Annotated in this window: 22 protein-coding genes; 3 read left to right on the top strand and 19 right to left on the bottom strand. The window is 71.8% G+C overall.

Going from position 1 to position 20,837, the window contains the following annotated elements:
- The coding region (locus DLJ59_RS21845) for a hypothetical protein (RefSeq protein WP_244236163.1) at positions 1–1,772 on the top strand (1,772 nt) is incomplete at its 5' end.
- A gap of 114 nt (positions 1,773–1,886) precedes the next feature.
- Here DLJ59_RS21845 and DLJ59_RS21840 read toward each other — a convergent pair.
- From DLJ59_RS21840 to DLJ59_RS21775, 14 genes are all read right to left on the bottom strand, one after another.
- Positions 1,887–3,218, bottom strand: coding sequence for an NAD(P)/FAD-dependent oxidoreductase (locus tag DLJ59_RS21840; RefSeq protein WP_124774491.1), 1,332 nt, complete (start codon positions 3,216–3,218; stop codon positions 1,887–1,889).
- A gap of 102 nt (positions 3,219–3,320) precedes the next feature.
- Positions 3,321–3,881 (bottom strand): hypothetical protein, encoded by a 561-nt coding sequence (locus DLJ59_RS21835; protein ID WP_124774490.1) that lies wholly within the window; start codon positions 3,879–3,881, stop codon positions 3,321–3,323.
- Between the two features lie 64 nt (positions 3,882–3,945).
- A complete protein-coding gene (locus tag DLJ59_RS21830; RefSeq protein ID WP_124774489.1) occupies positions 3,946–5,388 on the bottom strand; it encodes a DUF58 domain-containing protein in 1,443 nt (480 codons plus the stop codon).
- Positions 5,388–6,395 (bottom strand): AAA family ATPase, encoded by a 1,008-nt coding sequence (locus DLJ59_RS21825; RefSeq protein WP_124774488.1) that lies wholly within the window; start codon positions 6,393–6,395, stop codon positions 5,388–5,390. Before DLJ59_RS21825 ends, DLJ59_RS21830 begins: the two co-directional genes overlap by 1 nt.
- Positions 6,395–6,979, bottom strand: a complete 585-nt coding sequence (locus tag DLJ59_RS21820; RefSeq protein ID WP_124774487.1) for a hypothetical protein — start codon at positions 6,977–6,979, stop codon at positions 6,395–6,397. The genes DLJ59_RS21825 and DLJ59_RS21820 overlap by 1 nt, the downstream gene beginning before the upstream one ends.
- Positions 6,976–7,758: a DUF4129 domain-containing protein gene (locus tag DLJ59_RS21815; protein WP_124774486.1), complete on the bottom strand. Its 783-nt coding sequence runs from the start codon at positions 7,756–7,758 to the stop codon at positions 6,976–6,978. The genes DLJ59_RS21820 and DLJ59_RS21815 overlap by 4 nt, the downstream gene beginning before the upstream one ends.
- A gap of 22 nt (positions 7,759–7,780) precedes the next feature.
- Positions 7,781–8,521, bottom strand: coding sequence for a uracil-DNA glycosylase (locus tag DLJ59_RS21810; protein ID WP_425271448.1), 741 nt, complete (start codon positions 8,519–8,521; stop codon positions 7,781–7,783).
- Complete coding sequence (locus DLJ59_RS21805) at positions 8,514–9,200, bottom strand: dienelactone hydrolase family protein (protein ID WP_124774485.1); 687 nt, start codon at positions 9,198–9,200, stop codon at positions 8,514–8,516. The genes DLJ59_RS21810 and DLJ59_RS21805 overlap by 8 nt, the downstream gene beginning before the upstream one ends.
- Positions 9,201–9,399: 199 nt before the next feature.
- Positions 9,400–9,936 carry an LppU/SCO3897 family protein gene (locus DLJ59_RS21800; protein WP_124774484.1) on the bottom strand — a complete coding sequence of 179 codons (537 nt, stop codon included), beginning with the start codon at positions 9,934–9,936 and terminating at the stop codon, positions 9,400–9,402.
- Positions 9,937–10,066: 130 nt separating this feature from the next.
- Complete coding sequence (locus tag DLJ59_RS21795; RefSeq protein WP_124774483.1) at positions 10,067–11,065, bottom strand: HAAS signaling domain-containing protein; 999 nt, start codon at positions 11,063–11,065, stop codon at positions 10,067–10,069.
- Positions 11,062–11,394, bottom strand: a complete 333-nt coding sequence (locus tag DLJ59_RS21790; protein WP_030328782.1) for a PadR family transcriptional regulator — start codon at positions 11,392–11,394, stop codon at positions 11,062–11,064. Before DLJ59_RS21790 ends, DLJ59_RS21795 begins: the two co-directional genes overlap by 4 nt.
- An 81-nt stretch (positions 11,395–11,475) precedes the next feature.
- Positions 11,476–12,000, bottom strand: a complete 525-nt coding sequence (locus DLJ59_RS21785) for a hypothetical protein (protein ID WP_124774482.1) — start codon at positions 11,998–12,000, stop codon at positions 11,476–11,478.
- Between the two features lie 74 nt (positions 12,001–12,074).
- Positions 12,075–13,004: a Ppx/GppA phosphatase family protein gene (locus DLJ59_RS21780; protein WP_124774493.1), complete on the bottom strand. Its 930-nt coding sequence runs from the start codon at positions 13,002–13,004 to the stop codon at positions 12,075–12,077.
- Between the two features lie 22 nt (positions 13,005–13,026).
- Positions 13,027–14,067 (bottom strand): ArsR/SmtB family transcription factor, encoded by a 1,041-nt coding sequence (locus DLJ59_RS21775; protein WP_124774481.1) that lies wholly within the window; start codon positions 14,065–14,067, stop codon positions 13,027–13,029.
- 139 nt (positions 14,068–14,206) lie between these two features.
- On the opposite strand from DLJ59_RS21775, the gene DLJ59_RS21770 reads away from it, so the two are divergent.
- Positions 14,207–15,058: a CE1 family esterase gene (locus tag DLJ59_RS21770; protein ID WP_124774480.1), complete on the top strand. Its 852-nt coding sequence runs from the start codon at positions 14,207–14,209 to the stop codon at positions 15,056–15,058.
- Here the strand turns inward: DLJ59_RS21770 and DLJ59_RS21765 are convergent, their stop codons facing one another.
- Genes DLJ59_RS21765 through eno form a run of 4 tightly spaced genes read right to left on the bottom strand, consistent with a single transcriptional unit; the run spans position 15,059 to position 18,138 of the window.
- Positions 15,059–15,595 carry an amino-acid N-acetyltransferase gene (locus DLJ59_RS21765; RefSeq protein WP_124774479.1) on the bottom strand — a complete coding sequence of 179 codons (537 nt, stop codon included), beginning with the start codon at positions 15,593–15,595 and terminating at the stop codon, positions 15,059–15,061. It lies immediately after the preceding gene.
- A complete protein-coding gene (locus tag DLJ59_RS21760) occupies positions 15,592–16,149 on the bottom strand; it encodes a DUF501 domain-containing protein (RefSeq protein ID WP_124774478.1) in 558 nt (185 codons plus the stop codon). Before DLJ59_RS21760 ends, DLJ59_RS21765 begins: the two co-directional genes overlap by 4 nt.
- A 34-nt stretch (positions 16,150–16,183) precedes the next feature.
- Positions 16,184–16,822 (bottom strand): FtsB family cell division protein, encoded by a 639-nt coding sequence (locus DLJ59_RS21755; protein ID WP_124774492.1) that lies wholly within the window; start codon positions 16,820–16,822, stop codon positions 16,184–16,186.
- Positions 16,823–16,854: 32 nt separating this feature from the next.
- The gene (gene eno / locus DLJ59_RS21750; RefSeq protein ID WP_124774477.1) at positions 16,855–18,138 is read right to left on the bottom strand and encodes a phosphopyruvate hydratase; all 1,284 of its coding nucleotides are present in this window, start codon (positions 18,136–18,138) and stop codon (positions 16,855–16,857) included.
- Positions 18,139–18,351: 213 nt separating this feature from the next.
- On the opposite strand from eno, the gene DLJ59_RS21745 reads away from it, so the two are divergent.
- A complete protein-coding gene (locus tag DLJ59_RS21745) occupies positions 18,352–19,044 on the top strand; it encodes a hypothetical protein (protein ID WP_124774476.1) in 693 nt (230 codons plus the stop codon).
- Between the two features lie 159 nt (positions 19,045–19,203).
- On the opposite strand, the gene DLJ59_RS21740 is transcribed toward DLJ59_RS21745, so the two are convergent.
- Complete coding sequence (locus tag DLJ59_RS21740; protein ID WP_124774475.1) at positions 19,204–20,823, bottom strand: DUF885 domain-containing protein; 1,620 nt, start codon at positions 20,821–20,823, stop codon at positions 19,204–19,206.
- Between the last annotated feature and the right edge of the window lie 14 nt (positions 20,824–20,837).

Below are 20,837 nucleotides of genomic sequence, written 5' to 3'. Positions count from 1 at the left end.
CCCGGCTGCTGGCCGCCGTCCGCCGCCATCGGGCGGACCTGCTGGCCGCGCTGCTCTTCGCGGTGCTGGCCGGCTGGCTCACCCACGGGCTGTGGCCCGACCCGGGCGGCCGCACCCTGGCGCTCAACCCGGAGGACCAGACCCTCTACGAGTGGTTCCTGGCGGTGGACGCCCGCGCACTGCTCGGCGACTTCGACCTGCTCACCGACCGGCTCAACGCCCCCGACGGGGTCAACCTGATGGCCAACACCACGGTGATCGCACTCGGCGTCCTCTTCGGGCCGGTCACCCTGCTGCTGGGCGCACCGGTCACCTTCGCGCTGCTCGCCGCCGCCAACCTCGCCGGCACCGCCCTCGCCTGGTACCTGCTGTTCCACCGGACGTTGCGCGCCCGCCGGGTGGCCGCCGCGCTCGGCGGCGGGCTGTGCGGATTCGGACCCGGAATGGTCTCGCAGTCCAACAGCCACCTGCACATGACCGCCCAGTGGCTGGTGCCGGTGATCGTCTGGCTGGTGGTCCGGCTGCTGCGGGCGTCCGACCCGGGACCCGGGACACCCGACGGGACCGGCAGTACCCGAACCACCGGGCCGAACCGTCGGCGGCTGTTCACCTCCGCGGCGGGGCTGGCCGGCGCGGTCTCCGCGCAGGTCTTCATCGGCGAGGAGGTGCTCTTCCTCGCCGCGATCACGCTGTTGGTGATGGCGATCAGCTACGCCGTGGCGGACCGGGACCTGGCCCGCCGGGCGCTACCCGGGTTCGCTGGTGGGTTGGCGATCGCCGCCGGGCTCGCCCTGCTGGTGCTGGGCTATCCGCTGTGGTTCCAGTTCGCCGGGCCGCAGGGAGTCGCCAACGGGATGTTCACCCCGGCCTACTTCTCCGCCGACCTGAGCAGTTGGTGGACGGTCTCGCCGCTGTCGGTCGCCGGGAGCGACGAGTCGGCCCGGCTGACCACCGGCCCGGCCGAGTACAACACGTTCCTCGGCTGGCCACTGCTGCTGGTCACGGCGGTCTGCGCGATCTGGGTCGGGCGACGCCGGCTGGTTTTCGCCTGCGTCGTGGCGGGCCTGGTGATGGGGGCGCTCTCGCTCGGCCCGGAGGTGGTGCTCGGCGGCACCAGGACTGCGATCCCCGGCCCGTACGCCCTGATCGGAGGGTTGCCGGTGGTGGACGGGGCGTTGCCGATGCGGTTCGCGCTGGCGCTGCTGCCGATCGTCGCGACGCTGCTGGTCCTCGCTGTCGACCGGGCGCTGCGCAGCTCTGGTCGGGCCCGACGGCTGGTGCCACTGGCCGTCGGCGTGGCGCTGCTGCCGATCTTCCCGGCCCCCCTGCCGACCACCGGACGACCGGCAGTGCCGGAATTCATCACCGGCGGTCACTGGCGGCAGTGCGTACCGTCGGGCGGGGTGCTGGTCGCGGTGCCGCTGCCCACCCCGAAGGAGCCCGGGCCGATGCGCTGGGCGACCGCCGCCGACGCCGGTTTCGGGCTGCCGGAAGGCTTCTTCATCGGCCCGTACGGGAGGGGCGGCACCGCGGCGATGGGCACCTTCAAGCAGCCCACCTCGGCGCTACTGGCGGATGTCGCCCGGCGCGGTGACCAGCCGGCCATCGGTGATGAGCAGCGCCGCCAGGCCGCCCGCGACGCGGACTTCTGGGGTGCCTCCTGCGTCGCGTTGGCCGACGACGCCCCACACGCCGAAAGCCTGCGCGCCACCCTGGAAAAGCTCTACGGCCCGGCGACCCGAGTCGCCGACGCCTGGACCTGGCAGGTCTGACCAGGCCCCAAACCAAAACCCCGCCGATCTTGCACTTTCTGTCCGGACAAGACGCCACAAGAGGCGCATTGTGGCATCCGGAAGTGCAAGATCGACGGGGTCGGTCGGGCTGACTCAGACGCGGGGCGCGCCAACCGGCTGGGACGCCTCGACGAACTCCTCACGCGGGTCGTGCAACTGGCCCAGGGAGACCACCTCACGCTTGAGGAAGAACGCCAACGACCAGTCCACCAACACGCGGACCTTACGGTTGAACGACGGGATCCGGCTCATGTGGTACGTCCGGTGCATCACCCAGGCCGGCCAACCGGTCATCTTGATTCCGTACACCTGGGCCACGCCCTTGTGCAGGCCGAGGCTCGCGACGCTGCCGGCGTGCTTGTGCTTGTAGTCCACCGGCTCGCGACCCCGGATCACGGCCGCGATGTTGTCGGCCATCCGGGCGGCCTGGCGCACCGCGTGCTGAGCGCTCGGCGAGCAGAAGTTACCCGGCTCCTTGGTCAGGTCCGGCACGGCGGCGCAGTCACCGGCACTCCAGGCACCCTCGACCACCTGATCACCGTCGACCACCTGAAGCGTGGGCAGGCAGGTGATCCGCCGACGGTCGTCACGCGGGAAGTCGGTCGAGTCCAGCATCGGCGACGGCTTCACACCGGCCGTCCAGACAATCGTGTCGGAGCGGAAGCTGTCACCGTCGGAGAGCTTCACCACCCCGTCGACGCAGGACTCGAGCCGGGTGTCCAGCCGGATGTCCATGTTCCGCTTCAGCAACTGCTGCACGGTGTAGGCACCCATGTCCCGGTCGACCTCGGGCAGCACCCGCTGGGTGGCCTCAACCAGCACCCAGCGAACCTCGTCCTGCTTGAGCTCCGGGAAGTACCGCAGGGCGTCGCGAGCCATGTCCTCCATCTCGGCGAGCGCCTCGATGCCGGCGTACCCACCGCCGACGAAGGTGAAGGTCAGCGCCGAACGGCGGACGTCCGGATCCGGCGTGGCGGCCGCCACGTCGAGCCGATCCAGCACGTGGTTGCGCAGGTAGATCGCCTCGCCGATGGTCTTGAACCCGATGCCCTGCTCGTGCAGGCCAGGGATCGGCAGGGTGCGGGAGACCGAACCCGGGGCCACGATCACGTGGTCGTACGTGATCTCCCGGGCCGGCCCGCTGATCGGCTGCACGGTGGCCACCTTGCGGTCGTGCTCGATTCGCGTGACCGTGCCGGCCACCATCTTGCACCGGCGCAACTCTCGCCGCAGCGGCACCACAGAGTGCCGCGGGGAGATGTTGCCCGCCGCCGCCTCGGGCAGGAACGGCTGATAGGTCATGTGGGGTTGGGGGTCCACCACCATGACCTCAGCCTCACGGGAGCTGAGCTTCTTCGACAGGCGCAGGGCGGCGTACAGACCGACGTGCCCGGCACCAACCACAAGGATCCGCTTCGGATTCACGTTGTCTATCTTTCCCCGGCCGGCTCAGGTAATCCCGCTCGCGCCCCTCATCTGTGACGGAGCACAACCCATGTGACCTGCGTAACCCTCAAATCACAGGCGTCACCGGCGGCGCAGCAGCCAGCCGAGCAACGCTGCCGTCCCCACCGCCACCAGCAGCCCCAGCACGGTGACCCACTGGTATCCGGCGCCCCCACCCGTCCCCGTCGCCTGCAACAACAGCACGCCGAGCACGGCGGCCCCCAGCAGCACGGCGGCCGACCGCAGCAACCAGCGGGTGATCAACTCTGGGTCGACCACCGCGTCGTAGGGCAACAGCGCGGCAAGCGCGCAGAGGGTGTGACCCAGATAGAGCAGGGCCGCGACGGCGAGCAGCCGCCAGAGGGCGACCGGGCGGCCATACCCGTCAGTGGCGAGCAACCAACCGCCGACCGTGACCAACGCCGTGAAGGTCGCCCAGATCCGACGCGGCCCGAACGCGGGCAGCAGGGCGGCGAACGCCAGGAAGAGGACCGGCCGGCCGGAAAGCACCTCGGCGGGAAACGCCAGGGCGAACCCGGCAAGCACGATGACGAAGATCGCGGCCCGGACCAGCAGCGGGGCCACGCTGATCCGGGCGACGGCCCTCTGCGCCGCCCGCACCCGCTCGGTGACGGCGTTCATCCGTGCCTGCTTCCGTTCACCGCGCCCCGCCCGTCGTTCGCGACTGCGAGGCTCGCAGGCGCGCTCACCGGCCACCCACCCGTGGGGCCGTCGCCAACCGGGCCACGTCCCGCAGCACCTGGTCCAGGCTGCCGGCCCCGGCCCAGCGCACCACCGGTACGCCGTGCTCCCGGAGCTGCCCGATCATGATCTCCCGATCCAGGCGCCACAGCCGGTACGCCACTTCGGCCCAACCCCGGTCCTTCGGTGACACCAGGTCGGTCGGCAACGTGTCGACCGCCACCACGAACCGCCCGCCGCGAGCCAGCCGGGCGAGCATCTGCGCCGACCGTTCGTCCAGCAGCGGGGTGAGCACCACCACCAACGCGTCCGAGGAGAGCAACTGCGGGCCGAAAACCTGGTCGTACGGCTCGTGCGCGGACGCGTGGACCCGGACGTCGAGCAGCCACTCCAGAACGGTCAGGTACTGCCGTCGCCCGGCAGCCGGCCGCAGCCGCCGGGCGGCCGGCCCGTACTCCAGCAGGGAGACCCGGTCGCCACGGTGCAGGTAGTGCTCGGCGATCGCGGCGGTGGCCCGGACGGTGGTGTCCAGCACCGATGCCGCGCCGGCCACCCCACCGGAGCGGCCCGCCTCGGCGAGCACGTCGAGCAGCACCACCACCTCAGCGTCCCGGTCGGAGAGGGTGGCGGCCACGTGCAACTGCCGGGCCCGCAACGAAACCCGCCAGTCGATCCGGCGCAGCCGGTCCCCGGGGGCGAAGACGCGTACGCCGGCCAACTCGCCGCCCTCCCCCGGTCGGCGGGAGTGGTGCGCCCCGACCAGGCCGGCGGCGCGGGGCATCGCCTCCACCGCCTCGAACGGCTCGGTACGCGGGTACACCCGCACCCGGACCGGCTCGGTGATCACCGCCCGGGAGACCAGCAGGCCGCCCGCCGTGGCGACCCGGGCGCCGGCGGGGCCGACCGGGTGCCGGCCCCAGCGCAGGGCCTTACCGGCCAACTCCAGGTCCACCGCGGCACCGACCGGCACCGAGGTCACGAACGGTCGGTCCGCGACCGAACGGCCCCCGTTCTGGCCTGGAACCGGCGCCCCGGTCGACGGGGCGTCGCTGGGCTCACCGCCGTCAACGGCCTCGTCGCGGGCGAAGCCGGCCCGGTCGATCCGCAGCCACGGCGACACCCGGGACCGCATCACCACCAGGTCGTAGTCGACAGTGTCCGGGTTGCCGACGCTCACCGTCGCCGCCACGTCACCGCCCTCGACCAGCGGCCCGCCGTCGCCCTGGGTGATCCACACCTGGGGCAGCGCCGTGGGCCGTCGACGCAGCGCGTACGCGGTGCCCAGCGCGAACGGGGCGGCCAGCACGATCAGGTCCACCCGACCCAACAGCACGCCGGCCACCAGCAACAGGCCGGCGAGCAGCACCGCGCGGCCGAGCGCCGGGGTGGGCGCCCAACCGGCGGCCGGTTCCGCCTCGGTGGCACTCGGCACGGTCGGTCCGGTCATCAGTGCCGAGGCCCGCCGGCGGCGTAGCTGGGCAGCGCGCCACTGGCCGGGGCGGGAGTCGCCTCCAGCACCTCGCCCACCACGAACGCGGGATCGACCCGGCGCAACCACATCTCCGGGCGCAGGGTGATCCGGTGCGCCAGGGCGGGCGCCGCCACCGACTTGACGTCCTCCGGCACCACGTAGTCGCGTCCGCCGAACACCGCGCGGACCCGGGCCAGCAGCAGCAACGCCAGCGAACCGCGAGGTGAGGCGCCGACCAGCACCGACGGGTGCTCCCGGGTGGCCGCGGTGAGCGACACGATGTAGCGGCCGATGGAGTCCTCCACCACCACGTCCTCCAGGGCGGCCTGCATGGCCCGCAAGGTTGCCGCGTCGACCACCGGCTTGATGTCCGCCTCCTCCCGGCGACGGCTCATCCGGCGGCGCAGCACCTCCCACTCCTCTTCGTGCTGCGGGTAACCGAACGAGACCCGCAGCAGGAACCGGTCCAACTGCGCCTCGGGCAGCGGGTAGGTGCCCTCGTACTCGATGGGGTTGGCGGTGGCCAGCACGTGGAACGGCTCGTCCAGTTTGTAGGTCACCCCCTCCACCGACACCTGCTTCTCCTGCATCGCCTCCAGCAGCGCGGACTGGGTCTTCGGCGGCGTCCGGTTGATCTCGTCGGCGAGGAGCAGGTTGGTGAAGACCGGGCCGGCCCGGAAGGTGAAGTCGCCGTTGCGCTGGTCGTAGAGGAAGGAGCCGGTGACGTCGGCGGGGAGCAGGTCGGGGGTGAACTGCAACCGCCGGAAGTCCAACCCGAGCGCCTGGGCGAACGAGCGGGCGGTGAGCGTCTTACCGAGCCCCGGCAGGTCCTCCAGGAGCACGTGCCCGCCCGCGAGGATGCCGGCGAGGACCAACTCCAACGCGTCCCGTTTGCCGACCACGACGGTGCCGACCGCGTCCAGGACCGTCCGCGCCAGGTGCCCGACCTCGGCGGGGGCAATGCTCCGGTCCACGTCGTTCATCAAACACTCTCCAGTTCGGCGACGATCACCGCGAGGTCGCGCGGCGACGGGGTGCGGCGAGGCGGGGTCTCCAGGAACGTCCACAGGCGGTCACCCAGCAGGGCGCGAGCGCGGGCGGGATCCGACTCACGGGTCACGCCGTGTTTCAGCCGCAACCGCTCGTCGGCCATCTCACCGATGCGGGGCAGAACCGTCCCGGTGAACCGTTCGGGTCGGTTGGAGGACCAGTCCAGCGGCCATTCCCACCGGTTGATCGCGCTGCGCAGCGCGTCCCGGGCAGCCCAGTTGTAGCTGCCGTCCTCCTCGCCCGTGCCGGCCCGGCCACCACCGGGCGGCGGGGGCGGCGGCGCGAGCAGGGCGGTGACCCGGCGCACCGCGAGCACGGCGAGCACCCCGGCGATCAGTACCGGCAGCGAGACCTGGAGGCCCACCGCGCGGAGGCCGACGAGCAGGACCGCGACCAGTGCGGCGGCCCACGCCAGCGAGCGCAGCACCGGGCGCCACCGGGAATCGCGCGCCCGCGGACCGGCCGGCGCCGCCTCCTCCTCGAAGGCGAGCAGATCGTCGATGCTGGTGCTGCTCATGAGCTCACCGCCGCGCTGAGTTCTCCGCGCAGCCGGACGAGCGCGGCGCGGGCCTGGTCCCGGGTGCGTTCGTTGACCGGGTGGGTGGCGTACCGGGCCTCCCGGTAGACGTACGCGAACTCGGCCAGCACGTCGGTGCTGGCGATGGCCGGCACGCCCGCCGCCGGGTCGCCCTGCAACAGCCGGCTGACCAGGTCGGTGGGGGTGTCACCGGCGAGCCTCGGCACACCGGCCGCGGCGGCGGTCTCCTCCAGGCGCACCCAGCAGGCGATCACCGCCACCCGAGGGTCGGTGTCCCGGTCGTCGAGCTCCACCAGGCCGGCGTCGAGGGCGGCGACGACCTCACGGGCGGTGCCCTCGGCGGTACGACGGGCCCGCTGCGCCGGTAGTGCCCGGGTGGTGCGGCGCAGCGCGCCCCGGATCAGGATCCAGCAGAGGTAACCGAGCGCGGCGAGGATGGCCAGCCCGAGCAGGGCCACCGCCACCGTGCCGACCCACTGCGGGATGTGCGCCTGGGTGGCCTCGCCCGCGTCGCGTGGCTCGATCGGGATGGACGGTGACGGCTCGACGGTCGGGTACTCGGGAACCCAGGGCACGTTCTCCGCGGCCGGCGGGATCCGACTGGCCCCGATCGACGAGTGAGCGGACGCCAGCGCGGCACCGGCGAGCAGGACGGCGACCGCGCCGACCGGCCACCACCGGCGGAGCAGGCCGAGCACCGGCTGCAGCACCGGCTCAGCCGATGGTGCCGGTGTGGGCGGGCGGGTTCGGTCTGTCATCGCCACCACCCCACGCGTCGTCTCAGTCCACCCCGGCCAGCTGTTTAGCCTGGCCGAAGACGTCGTCCAACATCCCTGGTGTCAACCGCCCGGTAAAGGTGTTCTGCTGACTGACGTGGTAACAGCCGAGCAGGTCCGGAGCGTCCGTGCCGGACCAGTGTGCCCCATGACCGAACGCCGGTCGCGGGCTGGGCGGGCGCTGCCCGTACACCGCACGGAGCACCGGCCACCACGCGGTCCAGGCGAACGCGCCCAGCGCGACCACGACCCGCAGCGTGGGCCGGATCAGCGCGACCTCGCGGTGCAGCCAGGGCGCGCAGTTGTCCCGTTCCGCCGGGGTCGGCTTGTTGTCCGGAGGTGCACACCGGACGGCGGAGAAGATCCGCAGGTCCCGCAGGGTGAGCCCGTCGTCGGCGGCGACGCTGGTCGGCTGGTTGGCAAGCCCCGCCCGGTGCAGCGCGGCGAACAGCACGTCACCGGACCGGTCACCGGTGAAGATCCGACCGGTGCGGTTGCCACCGTGCGCGGCGGGCGCCAGCCCGAGGATGGCGATCCGCGCGTCACCGGTGCCGAGGCCCGGCACCGGCCGACCCCAGTACTCCTGGTCGCGGAAGGCGGCCCGGCGGGTGCGGGCGACGTCCTCCCGCCATCGGACCAGCCGTGGGCAGGCGAAACAGTCGCTCACGGCCGCGTCGAGGTCGGCCAGGTCGGTCGCCCGCGCTGCGCGGGCGACCACCTGTTCCGGGGTACGCGTCTCAGCCAAGCTTGGCCCGGAAGTGTTCCAGGGTGCGAGCCCAGGCGCTGGCGGCGGCGCGCTGGTCGAACGCCTCCGGTCGGTCGTCGTTGAAGAAGGCGTGCGAGGTGCCCGGGTAGTCGTAGAGGTGGCAGTCGCCGCCGGCCTCCTCGATGGCCCGGCGGGCGGCCTGTACGCCCTCGTCGGTCGAGGTGCCGTCCTCTTCGGAGCAGTGGATGACCGCTGCCTTGCCGGCGTAGTCGGCCCAGTGGGGGCGCATCGACTCCCAGGGCAGCACGGGGTAGAAACCGACGGTCGCGACGATCCGCTCGGAGATGGTGGCCGACCAGAGGGCCAGGCTGCCACCGGCGCAGAAGCCCACGGCACCGACCTTACCGGTGACCTCGGGCCGCCCGGCGAGATAGTCGGCCGCTCCGGCGATGTCCTTCGCCGCCTCGTCCATCCGCATCGCCAGCAGGAGCCGCTGCGCCTCGTCCGGCTCGCTGGTCGTCTCACCGTGGTAGAAGTCCGGGGCGAGGGCCACGAAACCGGCCTCGGCGAACCGGTCCGCCACCGACCGGATGTGCGGGACGAGACCCCACCATTCCTGAATGACGATGACGGCGGGGCTGGCCGTGCCGCTGGCGGGTATCGCGAGATACCCCTCGCTCGTGCCCCCGTTGCTGCGGTAGCTCACCATTTCGCCCATGGGCCGTCCTCCTAGCGGTCAGTCATCGTTGGCTGGTCGCCCAGTGGTCCTACGTGCCGGTAGCCTGCCACGCCACGCGGCCGTCGGGGAAGATGCCGGAACAGTGGCATTCACCTCCTGTTCGCGCACTGGTGACTCCGGGTACGCCGACGGCGGCGGGGTCTCTCCCGCCGCCGTCGACACCGGTCTACCGCTTCGGTCAGACCTTCTTGGTCAGGCAGAGCACGTAGCCCGTCTTGCCCGGCTCGATGCTGGAGAAGATGTACCCCTCCTCGCCCTCCTTGAAGAACTGGGTGCAGGTGGTGTCGGCCTTGGCCTGAGCCTCGCTCTGCCCGTTCACCCGACCGACCACGTTGTACGCCGCGTCGGTGGAGGTGCACTCGACGACCTTGGCGCCGTCGACCTCCTCCTGCTCGGTGCCGGTGATCTCGGGCAGTTCGGCGATGCAGTCGCCGGCCTTGGCGTCCGCGGTCTCGTCCTTGTTGAAGTAGTTGCCGATCGCCGAGGCGACGCCGAACTTCAGGCCGGCGACCACGACGATGGCGAGGACCGCACCGACGATGCCGAGGGCCTTCTTGGCACCGGACTTCTCCGCCTTTGGCTCGACTGGCTGCGGCTCGGCCGCCTGCGGCGACTCGACGGCCGGCTGCTGCGGCGCGGCCGCTTCGGGCGTCTCGACGGCCGGCTCAGGGGTTGCGGCGTCGGGCGCGGGGGGCGGTGCGACCTGCTCTGACACGGGGGTTCCTTCCGAGGGGTTGATGAGCAGACGACACCGTAACGATCATTGATTTTCGGTGCCGTCCCGCTCGCCTCGTCCGTTCAGCTATTTCCCAGCTTCCATCACATGATCCAGTTCACATCCCGGTTCAGCGGGTCCGGGTGGGGGTTGGCGTCCCCGCCGGCCCTGGGGTGCCGCTCGGGTCCGGCGTGCTGGTCGGGTCCGGCGTGCTGGTCGGGTCCGGCGTGCCGCTCGGGTCCGGCGTGCTGGTCGGTGACGCGGGCTGGAGGGGCGCGCCCGGTGCGCGGGGCACGAAGGGTGCCTGCTCCGGGCAGTACGGGTACGCCCGCAGCGACGGCTTGCCGTAGACGTCTTCCGAGCAGTCCGGGTAGCCGAGCCGGATCGGGTTGCCGTTCTGGTCGAAGAGCCGGGCGTTCTCCACCAGGCGGCCCTCGCTGTCGTAGACGAAGACGTCCCGGACGCGGTCGTACTGGCTGTCGACCGAGGTCTGGTCGTAGCCGTAGTCGCCGTAGCGCATCCGGTCCTCTGCCTGGATCAGCGCGGCGAACGCGAAGACCACCAGCACCGCGCTGGCGACCTGCACCGCCGAGCGCGGCCAGCGGGTCAGCTGGGCCGAACGGCGACCGATCCAGATGGAGCCGAGCACGAAGCCGATCAGCATGATCAGGCCGGCGAGCAGCTCACCGCCGAACCTCGGCAGTAGCCCGAATTCGCCACCGGTGGTGATCACCGTGACCAGCATCGCTGCCAGATAGCCGCGCAGCACCCACCAGGCCGGGCGCAGAAGTCGGAGGAAGTCGCTGGCCGTCGCGTACCCCAGGGGTGGGCCGAGCCTGGTGTCCATGGCGCGCAGCCGGCCGCGGGCCCGGGCCATCGCGCTCGCCACCCGCTGGTCGAGATTGCGTGCACCGCCCGGCGCGGCGCCGGCCGCGGCACGCAGCTCGGCGGCGTACGTCTCGGGCTCGCCCAGCCGCTCAAGAAGGGTGCCCTCGGCCTCGGCGGCGACCTCGGTGAGGTGGTCGGCGAGGTCCTCGGTCAGCTCGTCGCGCTGCGCGGGCGGCAGGTCGGCCAGAGCGGCCCGGACCCGCGCCACGTAGTCGGTGATCTCCTGCTCCGTGACGGTCATGCCGCCATCCCCCGATCGTCGAGCAGACTGTCCATGGTGGTGGCGAACGAGCGCCAGAGCTTGCCGGAGCGGGTCAACTGGTCGCGCCCCGCGGCGTTGAGTGAGTAGTACTTGCGGTGCGGCCCGGACTCGCTCGGCACGACGTACGTGGTGAGCAGGCCGGCGGCGAAGAGGCGACGCAGCGTCCCGTAGACGGAGGCGTCACCGACCTCCTCCAGGCCGGCCTCGCGCAACCGGCGCAGGATGTCGTAACCGTAGCCGTCCTCCTCCCGGAGCACGGCCAGGACGGCCATGTCGAGCACGCCCTTCAGTAACTGTGTGGTGTCCACGCACTGCACACTACTGTGCAATGCGCAGTACCGTCCAGCGTTTCGCCCCCCGACCCGCCGATGCTTCCTACCTCGCCGATCTCAGCATTCACTCTCACCCCGACCCGCGAACTCCTCGAGAGAGACGGTCTGCTGCACGTCCTCGCCGTCGACGATGTCGGTGAACAGCACCGATCCGGGCACCAGGTCGGTCATCTCGGCAAGGCGGAAGGAAACCCCGTGCGTGGTGAAGCTGTTGTCATCGGCGACCGCGTACATCGCGAAAACAACGTCAGATGCGACGGCCGGCTCCGGCGGGAAGCCGTCGAGGGGCACGGTGGCGGGTGACGTCGCGGTACGCGGCACCGCGAACTTCCACCTCGGATAGCTCGGCGTCGCCGACGGGGGTGGTGACGCCGTCTCCCGGTTGCGGAGGAGCACCAGGACTTCCGGTGGCCGGTCCGCGCACCAGGCCACTGCCGCGAACGGACGGCCGGAGCTGTCAACAGTCAGCCCGGTGATGCCCTTCCGCTCGGGCGAGCATCCGGTGAGACCGCCGACCAGGAACGCCGCCACGGCCAGCAGGGCGACCGCCCGGCGCGTTGTCGAGCTTGCGTGATAGGTCATTCACCGACGGTCACAGACCGTCGTCAGCTGACGGCCTCAGACCAGTCACGGTTCGACGACGATCAGTACGGCACCTACTGGAGGCTCCAGGCGATGCCGTCGAGGATGTCGTGCTCGGAGGCGACCACCGACGGCATCCCGGCCCGCTCCATGATCACGCGAAGCACCAGCGCTCCCGCACCGATCACGTCAGCCCGGCCCGGGTGCATCACCGGGTTCGCCAACCGCTGCTCGCGGGTCTGACCCAGCAGCTCCGCGGTCACCCGGGCAACCTCCTCGTACGACACCCGGGCGTGGTGGATGCGCTCCGGGTCGTACTCCCGCAGGCCCTGCGCGAGCGCGACCACTGTGGTGACCGACCCGGCGAGGCCGACCAGGGTGGCCGCCTCACGACCGGGCACCACCGCGAGCGCCCGGTCCACCACGGCCGCGATGTCGGCCTGCGCCGCCGCGACCTGCTCGGGCGTCGGCGGGTCACCGGGCAGGTGCCGCTCGGTCATCCGGACGCAGCCGATGTCCACCGAGATCGCCGACCGCACCCCGGCGGCCCGGTCACCGACCACGAACTCGGTGGAACCACCACCGATGTCGACGACCAGGACCGGCTCCTTCGCGTCGGCGGGCAACCCGCGCACCGCGCCGGTGAACGACAGCCGGGCCTCCTCGTCCCCGCTGACCACCTCGGGCGCCACACCGAGGGTGGCCCGCACCATCTCGGTGAAGTCGGCGGCGTTGGCGGCATCGCGGGAAGCCGAGGTGGCGCACATGCGCACCCGCTGGGCACCCAACCTCTCGATGTCGGCGGCGTACGACGCCAACGCCACCCGGGTCCGTTCGATCGCCTCCGGCGCCAGTCGGCCGGTGCGGTCCACGCCCTGCCCCAGCCGGACGATCTCCATCCGCCGGGTCAGATCGACCAGCGGCGCCTGCGGCCCGGCCGAGGGGTCCGGCAGGTCGGCGACCAGCAGTCGGATCGAGTTGGTCCCGCAGTCGATGGCCGCCACACGCGTCGTCACGGCAGCAACCTTACGGCAGGACGGGCGGCCACCCGCCGGCTTGGCCGGCCGTGGGCCGCGACTCGCGCGAGTCGCCCGACGGGCCCCGCAACAACCCCGACCCGAGCGCGGTCAGGTGATGCCGAACGGACCCGCCCTCCCGCACGCTGACCACCAGACCGGCGGCCCGCAGCGCACGGGCATGCTCCGAGGCCGAGGAGAGACTGATCCCGACCGCCCGGGACAACACGGTGGTCGTCAACCCGCCGTCGACCCCCAGCCGGCGCAGCACCAGCGCCCGGGTGACGCCGAGCAGCCGACCGAGGGAATCGTGGTCGGCGGAGGCACCGAGCGTGGGCATGACCACCGGATAGACGAGCAGGACCGGGTAACCCTGCTCGACCAGCACCCGAGGGCGTGGCCCGGCCAACGGGGAGGGCAGCAGGATCAGCCCGTGTCCGGTGCCGGGGAGGTCAGCGTCCCACCACGTGCTTATCTCCAACACCGGCTCCCGCCACCGGATCCCCGGGTGCAGACCCGCGAAGAGGCTGGCCAGGCCATGGTGCGACAGCCACTGACTGGCAGACGCCACCTGCTGGCGGTACGCGGACGTCAGCTCGGCCCAGTGCGGTTCGAGCACCGCGCCGAACCAGGTCAGCACAGCCCCGCCGAACAGGTCCAGCACCTCCGGGTCGGCCGCCGCGAACCGCCGCCGCAGCGGGCTCACCGACGTGTCCGCGTACGCCATGGTGACCTCGGCGCGGACCCGCGGTGCCGGGGTGGCCCGAATCGCCTCCAGACCGGCCTCCACCGACTCCAGACCGTCGAAGGGTGTGACGAAGTCCGGCAGACGCCCCCGGTCGGGCAGCAGGTGCCGCAGGATCGCCGTGGCAGATTGGGCGGCTGCCGTGCCCTCGGCCGCCGCCGCCCGTTCGGCCAGCGTCGGCGCCAGCGCCGCGACCGTGGGATCGCGCAGCCACTGACCGGCCAGCAGCGCGATCCCGACCGGATGCAGCCGATCGGCGAACCGCACCCGGCACAGGTCGTCCGACCCGAGCTGGAGGCGAAGCATGGCAACAGCCTGCCCGCCTTCGGCCAGGAGCGAAAGGGTTGCCCACAGGCCAAGTGGTCTCCAGTGTGGACGGCAGCAGGGTCGACGAGGGGTGACCGGCGTGCGGCGATCGGTGGCAGTGTTGACGGGGCTTTGCCTCATGGTCGTGGCCGCAGCTTGTGGTCAGCGGGGGCAACCCTCGTCGACCCCGCCAGCCGCGCCGTCCGCATCGAGCGAACGCCCGGCACCCGGTGACCACCAGCTCACCCTGAAACACGACGGGCTCGACCGCACCTATCTGCTGCACGCGCCACCGGGGTACGACCCGGCCAGGTCCTCCGCGCTGGTCATCGCGCTGCACTTCTACCCCGGCACCGGATCCTCCATGCGGGAGCTGGCGGGCCTGGACGCCACCGCCGACAAGGACAACGTGCTGGTCGCCTACCCCGACGGGCAGGGCGGCGGTTTCAACGCGCTGATCTGCTGCGGCAGCGCGGACGACGTCGGCTTCCTGAACGCCCTCACCGAACATCTCGTGCGGACCTGGAACGCGGACCCGAACCGGGTGTTCCTCACCGGCATCTCGAACGGCGGCGACATGAGCTTCCGAGCGGCGGTGGAGAGCACTGGCACGTTCGCCGCGATCGGGGTGGTCAGCGGTGGTTACAGCGGCGAGTTGACCACCGCCGACAGCTACGTGCCGAAGAGCCCGGTCTCCGTGATCACCTTCATCGGCGGTCAGGACCGGTACGCCTCGATCTTCCAGACCGGGATGCGGACCTGGCAGCAGCGGCTCAACTGCCGGCCGAGCCCGAAGGCATCCGGGGTGCCGAATGTGACGCACACGGTGGCGGGCTGCGCGGACGGCAGCGAGGTCAGCGTCTACACCCTCGCCGACATGGGTCACAGTTGGCCGGGAGCGAAAGCGGGTCAGCTCGCGGCATCCTCAGCGGGCCTGTCCGCCACCGACCTGATGTGGAAATTCTTCGCCGCCCACCCCCGCAAGGGCTGATCACAGACGCAGCAGCATCCGGGTGTTGCCCAACGTGTTCGGCTTGACCCGCTCCAGGTCCAGGAACTCCGCGACGCCCTCGTCGTACGACCGCAGCAGCTGCTCGTAGACCGGCTGCGGCACCGGAGCGCCGTCGATCTCGCGGAAGCCGAACGAACCGAAGAACCGGGTCTCGAAGGTGAGCACGAAGATCCGCGCCACGCCCAACTCCCGGGCCGCGTCGATCAGCTCACCGACCAGCCGGTGACCGATCCGCCGGCCCCGACAGGACGGGTCCACCGCCACAGTGCGGATCTCGGCCAGGTCCTCCCACATGACGTGCAGCGCGCCGCAGCCCACCACGACGTCGTCCTCGGCCCGGACCGCGACCCGGAACTCCTGCACGTCCTCGAAGAGGGTGACGGTGGCCTTGCTCAGCAGCCGCCGGTCGTCGGTGTAGGTGTCGACGAGTCGCCGGATGCCCCGCACGTCCCCGGTGCGGGCACGGCGTACCAGGATCTGACTCTCGGGTGCCTCGGACCCGGCCGGCGTGCTCATTCGCCCGCCGGCACGTCCACGCACGGCCCCGTCGACCACCAGGGCTCGACCAGCTCCAACGTCTCGTCGCCGAACGGGTTCACCCCGGGGCCCGCGCCCAGCGCATGACCCAGGTGCACGTGCAGGCACTTCACCCGGCCCGGCATCCCGCCGGCCGAGATACCGGCGATCTCCGGCACCTCGCCGATCGCCTCCCGGCGGGTGAGGTAGTCCTCGTGCGCCGCACGGTAGTGGGCGGCCAACTCCGGGTCCGTCGTCAGCCGGTCCGCCATCTCCTTCATCAACCCCGCCGACTCCAGTCGGCTGCACGCCGCGGTGGCCCGGGGGCAGGTCAGGTAGTAGAGGGTCGGGAACGGGGTGCCGTCGGCGAGGCGGGGAGTCGTCTCCACCACGTCCGGCAGGCCGCACGGGCAACGGTGGGCGACCGCCCGGGTGCCCCGGGGCGTCCGACCGAGCTGCGCGGCGACCGCGGCCAGGTCGGCCTCGGTGGCCGGCTCACGCTGCGGCAGGGGTACGGAATCCGCCGCCGGCTCCGACGGTGGTACGACAGTCACGGTGCCCATCTCTCCTGGTGTGCTGGTCGGTGGATCACTTGCCCGGCTGCTGGCTGTCCGCCGCCCGCACGCTCGACCAGAGCGTGTCGTACCAGGTCGACGGCCCGGCCGGGGCGGCCGAACCGGCCGACTTCCCAGCGTCCCGGGCAGCGCCCTCCGGGTCGTGCAGCACCACCATCATCTTCTCGCCCGGCCGGCCCATGAAGAACCGCTCCCGGGCCTGCGTCTCGATGAACGCCTTGTCCTGCCACTTCGCGGCCTTCTCGGCGAGCTTCGCGATCTCCTGCTCCTGCACCGCCTGGGCGGCCTCCATCCGCTCGATGTTGGCCTGCTGGTCCAGGTAGACCCGGACCGGGTAGGTGTAGGCCAGGGCGAGCGCGATCAGGACCGCGAACAGCACTGTGGCCCGACCGGTGAAGCGACGGGGGTGGGGTGCGGCGAGTCGTTTCACGCCACCACCGGCGGCGGTACGCCGAGCGGCGGCCGGACGACTCGCGGAGCGCACGCCCTCGGCGCCCCGGGCAGCACCCGGCGCGCGACCGGCGGCGCGCGGCTCGGCGCGTACGCCGGCTTCCCGGACCGATCCCCGGTTGGCGCGCCCGCCGCCCGGCCGACCGGACTGACCCGGCCGACGGGCGGGACGCTGACCACCCGGTGTGCGGCGCTGCTGCATCGTCACACCCCTCCCCCGAGGCTTCGCGCGTGTCAGGCCGAACGGTAGCGCGGGAACGCGCCAGCGCCGGCGTAGCGCGCCGCGTCGGCCAGCTCCTCCTCGATCCGGAGCAGCTGGTTGTACTTGGCGACGCGGTCCGAACGGGCCGGGGCACCGGTCTTGATCTGGCCACAGCCGGTGGCCACCGCCAGGTCGGCGATGGTGGTGTCCTCGGTCTCGCCGGAGCGGTGGCTCATCATGCACTTGAAGCCAGCCCGGTGGGCCAGGTCCACCGCGTCCAGGGTCTCGGTCAACGAGCCGATCTGGTTGACCTTGACGAGGACCGCGTTCGCCGACTTCTCCGCGATGCCGCGGGCGATGCGCTGCGGGTTGGTCACGAACAGGTCGTCACCGACGATCTGCACCCGGTCGCCGATCGAGGCGGTCAGCGTCTGCCAGCCGCTCCAGTCGTCCTCCGCCAGCGGGTCCTCGATCGACACGATCGGGTACTCGTCGGCCAGCTTCGTGTAGTAGGTGCTCATCTCCTCGGCGGACTTCGCGGCACCCTCGAACGTGTAGGTACCGTTGTCGAAGAACTCCGTGGCCGCCACGTCGAGCGCGAACACGATGTCGGTGCCGAGCCGGTAACCGGCCTTCTCGACCGCCTCGGCGATCAGGTCCAGGGCCGCCGCGTTCGTCGGCAGGTTCGGCGCGAAGCCACCCTCGTCGCCGAGCCCGGTCGACAGGCCCTTCTTCTTCAGCACCGACTTCAGCGCGTGGTAGACCTCCGCGCCCGAGCGCAGAGCCTCACGGAACGTGGGCGCGCCGATCGGCGCGATCATGAACTCCTGGATGTCGACGTTCGAGTCGGCGTGCGCGCCACCGTTGAGGATGTTCATCATCGGCACGGGCAGGAGGTGCGCGTTCGGGCCGCCCAGGTAGCGGAAGAGGCTCAGCTCGGCGCTGCCGGCAGCGGCCTTCGCCACCGCCAGGGAGACCCCGAGGATGGCGTTCGCGCCCAGCTCCGACTTGCTGTCGGTGCCGTCGATGTCGAGCATCTTCTGGTCGATCAGCCGCTGCTCGCTGGCCTCGTACCCGATGATCTGGTCGACGATCTTGTCTTCGACGTTGGAGACCGCCTTCTCCACGCCCTTGCCCTGGTAGCGGTCGGCGTCACCGTCGCGCAGCTCGATCGCCTCGAAGGCGCCGGTGGAGGCGCCGGACGGCACGGCGGCGCGGGCTACCGTGCCGTCGTCCAGACCGACCTCGACCTCGACAGTCGGGTTGCCCCGCGAGTCGAGAATCTCCCGGGCGACGATTCCCTCGATGGTTGCCACTAAGTCGCTCCTCGTTGTTGTGATCCGGTCCGTGGGTGGGCCGCGACGGTGCGGCTGAGGCAGGTGTTGAACGCAGCGTATCGGGCGGCGCGAACGGGCACGGCGTCGCCCGCGCACCCGGGCCGCCCCGCGCTGACGGACATTCCCGGATTTCCGGGCGTCAACCGGCAACGGGTTTGCGCTGCGCGGACCAAATCCACCAGGCTGGTCGCCATGCCCGCCGCCTCGACCACCCTCCGCATGCTCGCCGTGTCGGTCATCGCGTCGCTCACGGTCACCGGCTGTCAGACATTCGAGGACGCCGGAGTCGCCATGGGCCGCTCCGAACTCGTCAACGACCTCGCCGCCCGGCTCGACCGAGCACTGGAGTTGACCTACTCGGCCGAGTACCAACTGCCCGGCGGCCAGCGCGCCGCGATCGTGCAGGCCCAGGACCCGACGCGATCCACGTACACCTACCCCGGCGGACAACTCACCGTCACCCCGGAAGCCATCACCCGGTGCACCACAGCCGGCGCCCGCCCGGAGTGCACGCTGACCGTCCCGCCCACCCCGGGCAGCAAGCCCACAGTGACGCTGTTCAGCGAGGCCAACCGGCAGGGCCTCGTCACGCCGCCGGTGGTGGTCGGGCTGCTCACCGCCGCCGCGCTCGACCCGCAGGCGGTCATCAAGCAGAGTGACACGACCGTCGCCGGGCACCACGCCGCCTGCGTGGCGGTGGAGAGCTCGTCGGGGGACTTCACCGCCTGCGTGACCACCGAAGGCGTGCTCGGCAGCTTCACCGGCCCGGTCGACGGCAAACCGGCGGAGTTGGCACTGAACAACTACTCAGCGACTGTCGACGAGGGCGCGTTCGACCCGCCCGCCGGCGCCGGCGTCGTCGACCGCCGCCCCGGCGGCTCCTGACCGACCCGCCGGCCGACGGGCGGGAGCCGACCGGGGCTCAGTGGTTCGGCCTGGATGCGCTGGCGGCGCAACTGCCGCCCGCGTACTCCATCTCGCGCTGGCCGATCGACGCGACGGTGACCCGCCGCGCGGCGCTGCGCCCCGCGCGCCCGGCGTTTCTCAGAGACCGAGCAGGGTGCGCAGGTGGCGCGGGGGCGGGCAGTCGTGAGCGAGCATCGCGTCGTGCCAGTCGCGGACCGACACCCCGTCCGGGCGGACGGCGGCGATGTCGGCCACCTCGCTGTAGCCGACGAAGTAGGTGGAGAGCTGGGTGGAGGTGAGTTGCGCGCGCCGCCACTTGCCGGCAGCCTCGCCCTCCTCCTGGAAGCCACGCCCGGTCATCAACGCCATCGCCTCGGCCTCGGGCAGCTCCTCGGCGTGCACCAACTGGTCGAGCAGCGCGTTGATGGTCATCCGTAGTTGCATCTTGAGCTGCTGCAACCGCACCGGCAGGCCGCCGAAGCCGAGCCCCGTCATCACTTCCTCCGCGTAGACCGCCCAGCCCTCGATGAACGGGCCGGACTCGGCCAGCGCACGGACCCGCGTGCCACCGACGTAGCGGCGGGCGTGAGCGAGCTGGAGGAAGTGCCCGGGCATCGCCTCGTGCACCGTCAGGTTGCGGATCATGTGGTCGTTGTATTCGCGGTAGAACGACTCGACCCGCCGTGCCGACCAGTCCGACGGGGTGGGCGCGATGCAGTAGAAGGTCGGCAGGACGGCGGTCTCCAGCGGGCCGGGCGCGTCGCAGTACGCCACCGCGACCCCCCGGGCGAACTCCGGCATCTCCTGGATCACGCACCGGTCGTCGACAAGGGTGACCAGGTCGTGTGCGCGGACGAAGTCGGTCGCCTCGTCCAGGGTCACCGCGGCCAGTTCGACGATCGTCGCGTCGTTCGGGTGCTCGGCGGCGAGCAGGTCCAGCGCCCGACGTACTGACGCGTCGTCGGCCTGGCCGCCGACCAGCTCGACCGCCGCCTCACGGATCTCCTCGGTGACCCGGTCCAGGTTGGCCCAGGCGCGCCGCTGAATCTCGGCGGCGCCCAACTCGGTGTCGAGGGTGTGCCAGAGCCGGGCCTCCCAGCGGCGCCGGCCCAGTCGCGGGTCACGGCCGGGGCCGGCGTCGGCGGCCAGGCCGACGCGCAGCCAGGCGACGAACTCGTCCAGCGCGGCGATCGCGGCGGTGGCCGCCGGCTCGACCCGGTCAAGCTGACTCGGCGCCTGGGCGAGCAGCGCCGGCAGCTCGTCGCGGATCAGCGCGGCAGTGCCGGTGAACTGCCCGACCGCCGTCTCCGCGTGGATCCGCGGCATGTCCCGCAACGTCGCGCGGGCGGTGGCCAGGGCGTCCGGTACGGCGGCGAGCCGGCCGGCCAGCTGGGTCAGCCGCACCTCCGCGGGGGCGTACGGGCGGGCCAGCAACGGGTGCAGCAGCGGGCCGGGGTTGTGCGACAACGGATCCCACTCGTGCGACCTGATCTCGGTCAGCTCGAACAGCTCCCGATCCACGAATGAGCTGAGCAGCGCGTGGTCGACCTGCTCGTCGACGTCGAGCGAGTCCGGGTCCAGTTCGGAGAGCGCGTTGGCCGCGTCGGAGAGCATCGCCCGGTCGGCGGTCAGCGCGTCGGCGGACAGGTCCGGCAGCCGGTCGTCGAACCGGTGATCCCCGGCCGCGGTGGCAACCCCCGGCCGCGACTCCAACAGCGCTTCGACAACCCGCTCAGCCAGCACCCCAAACGATTCCACCCGCCCCACCCTAC

Source organism: Micromonospora inaquosa, assembly GCF_003857055.1.
Classification (GTDB): domain Bacteria; phylum Actinomycetota; class Actinomycetes; order Mycobacteriales; family Micromonosporaceae; genus Micromonospora; species Micromonospora inaquosa.
This window is presented reverse-complemented; position numbering and strand designations above follow the sequence as displayed.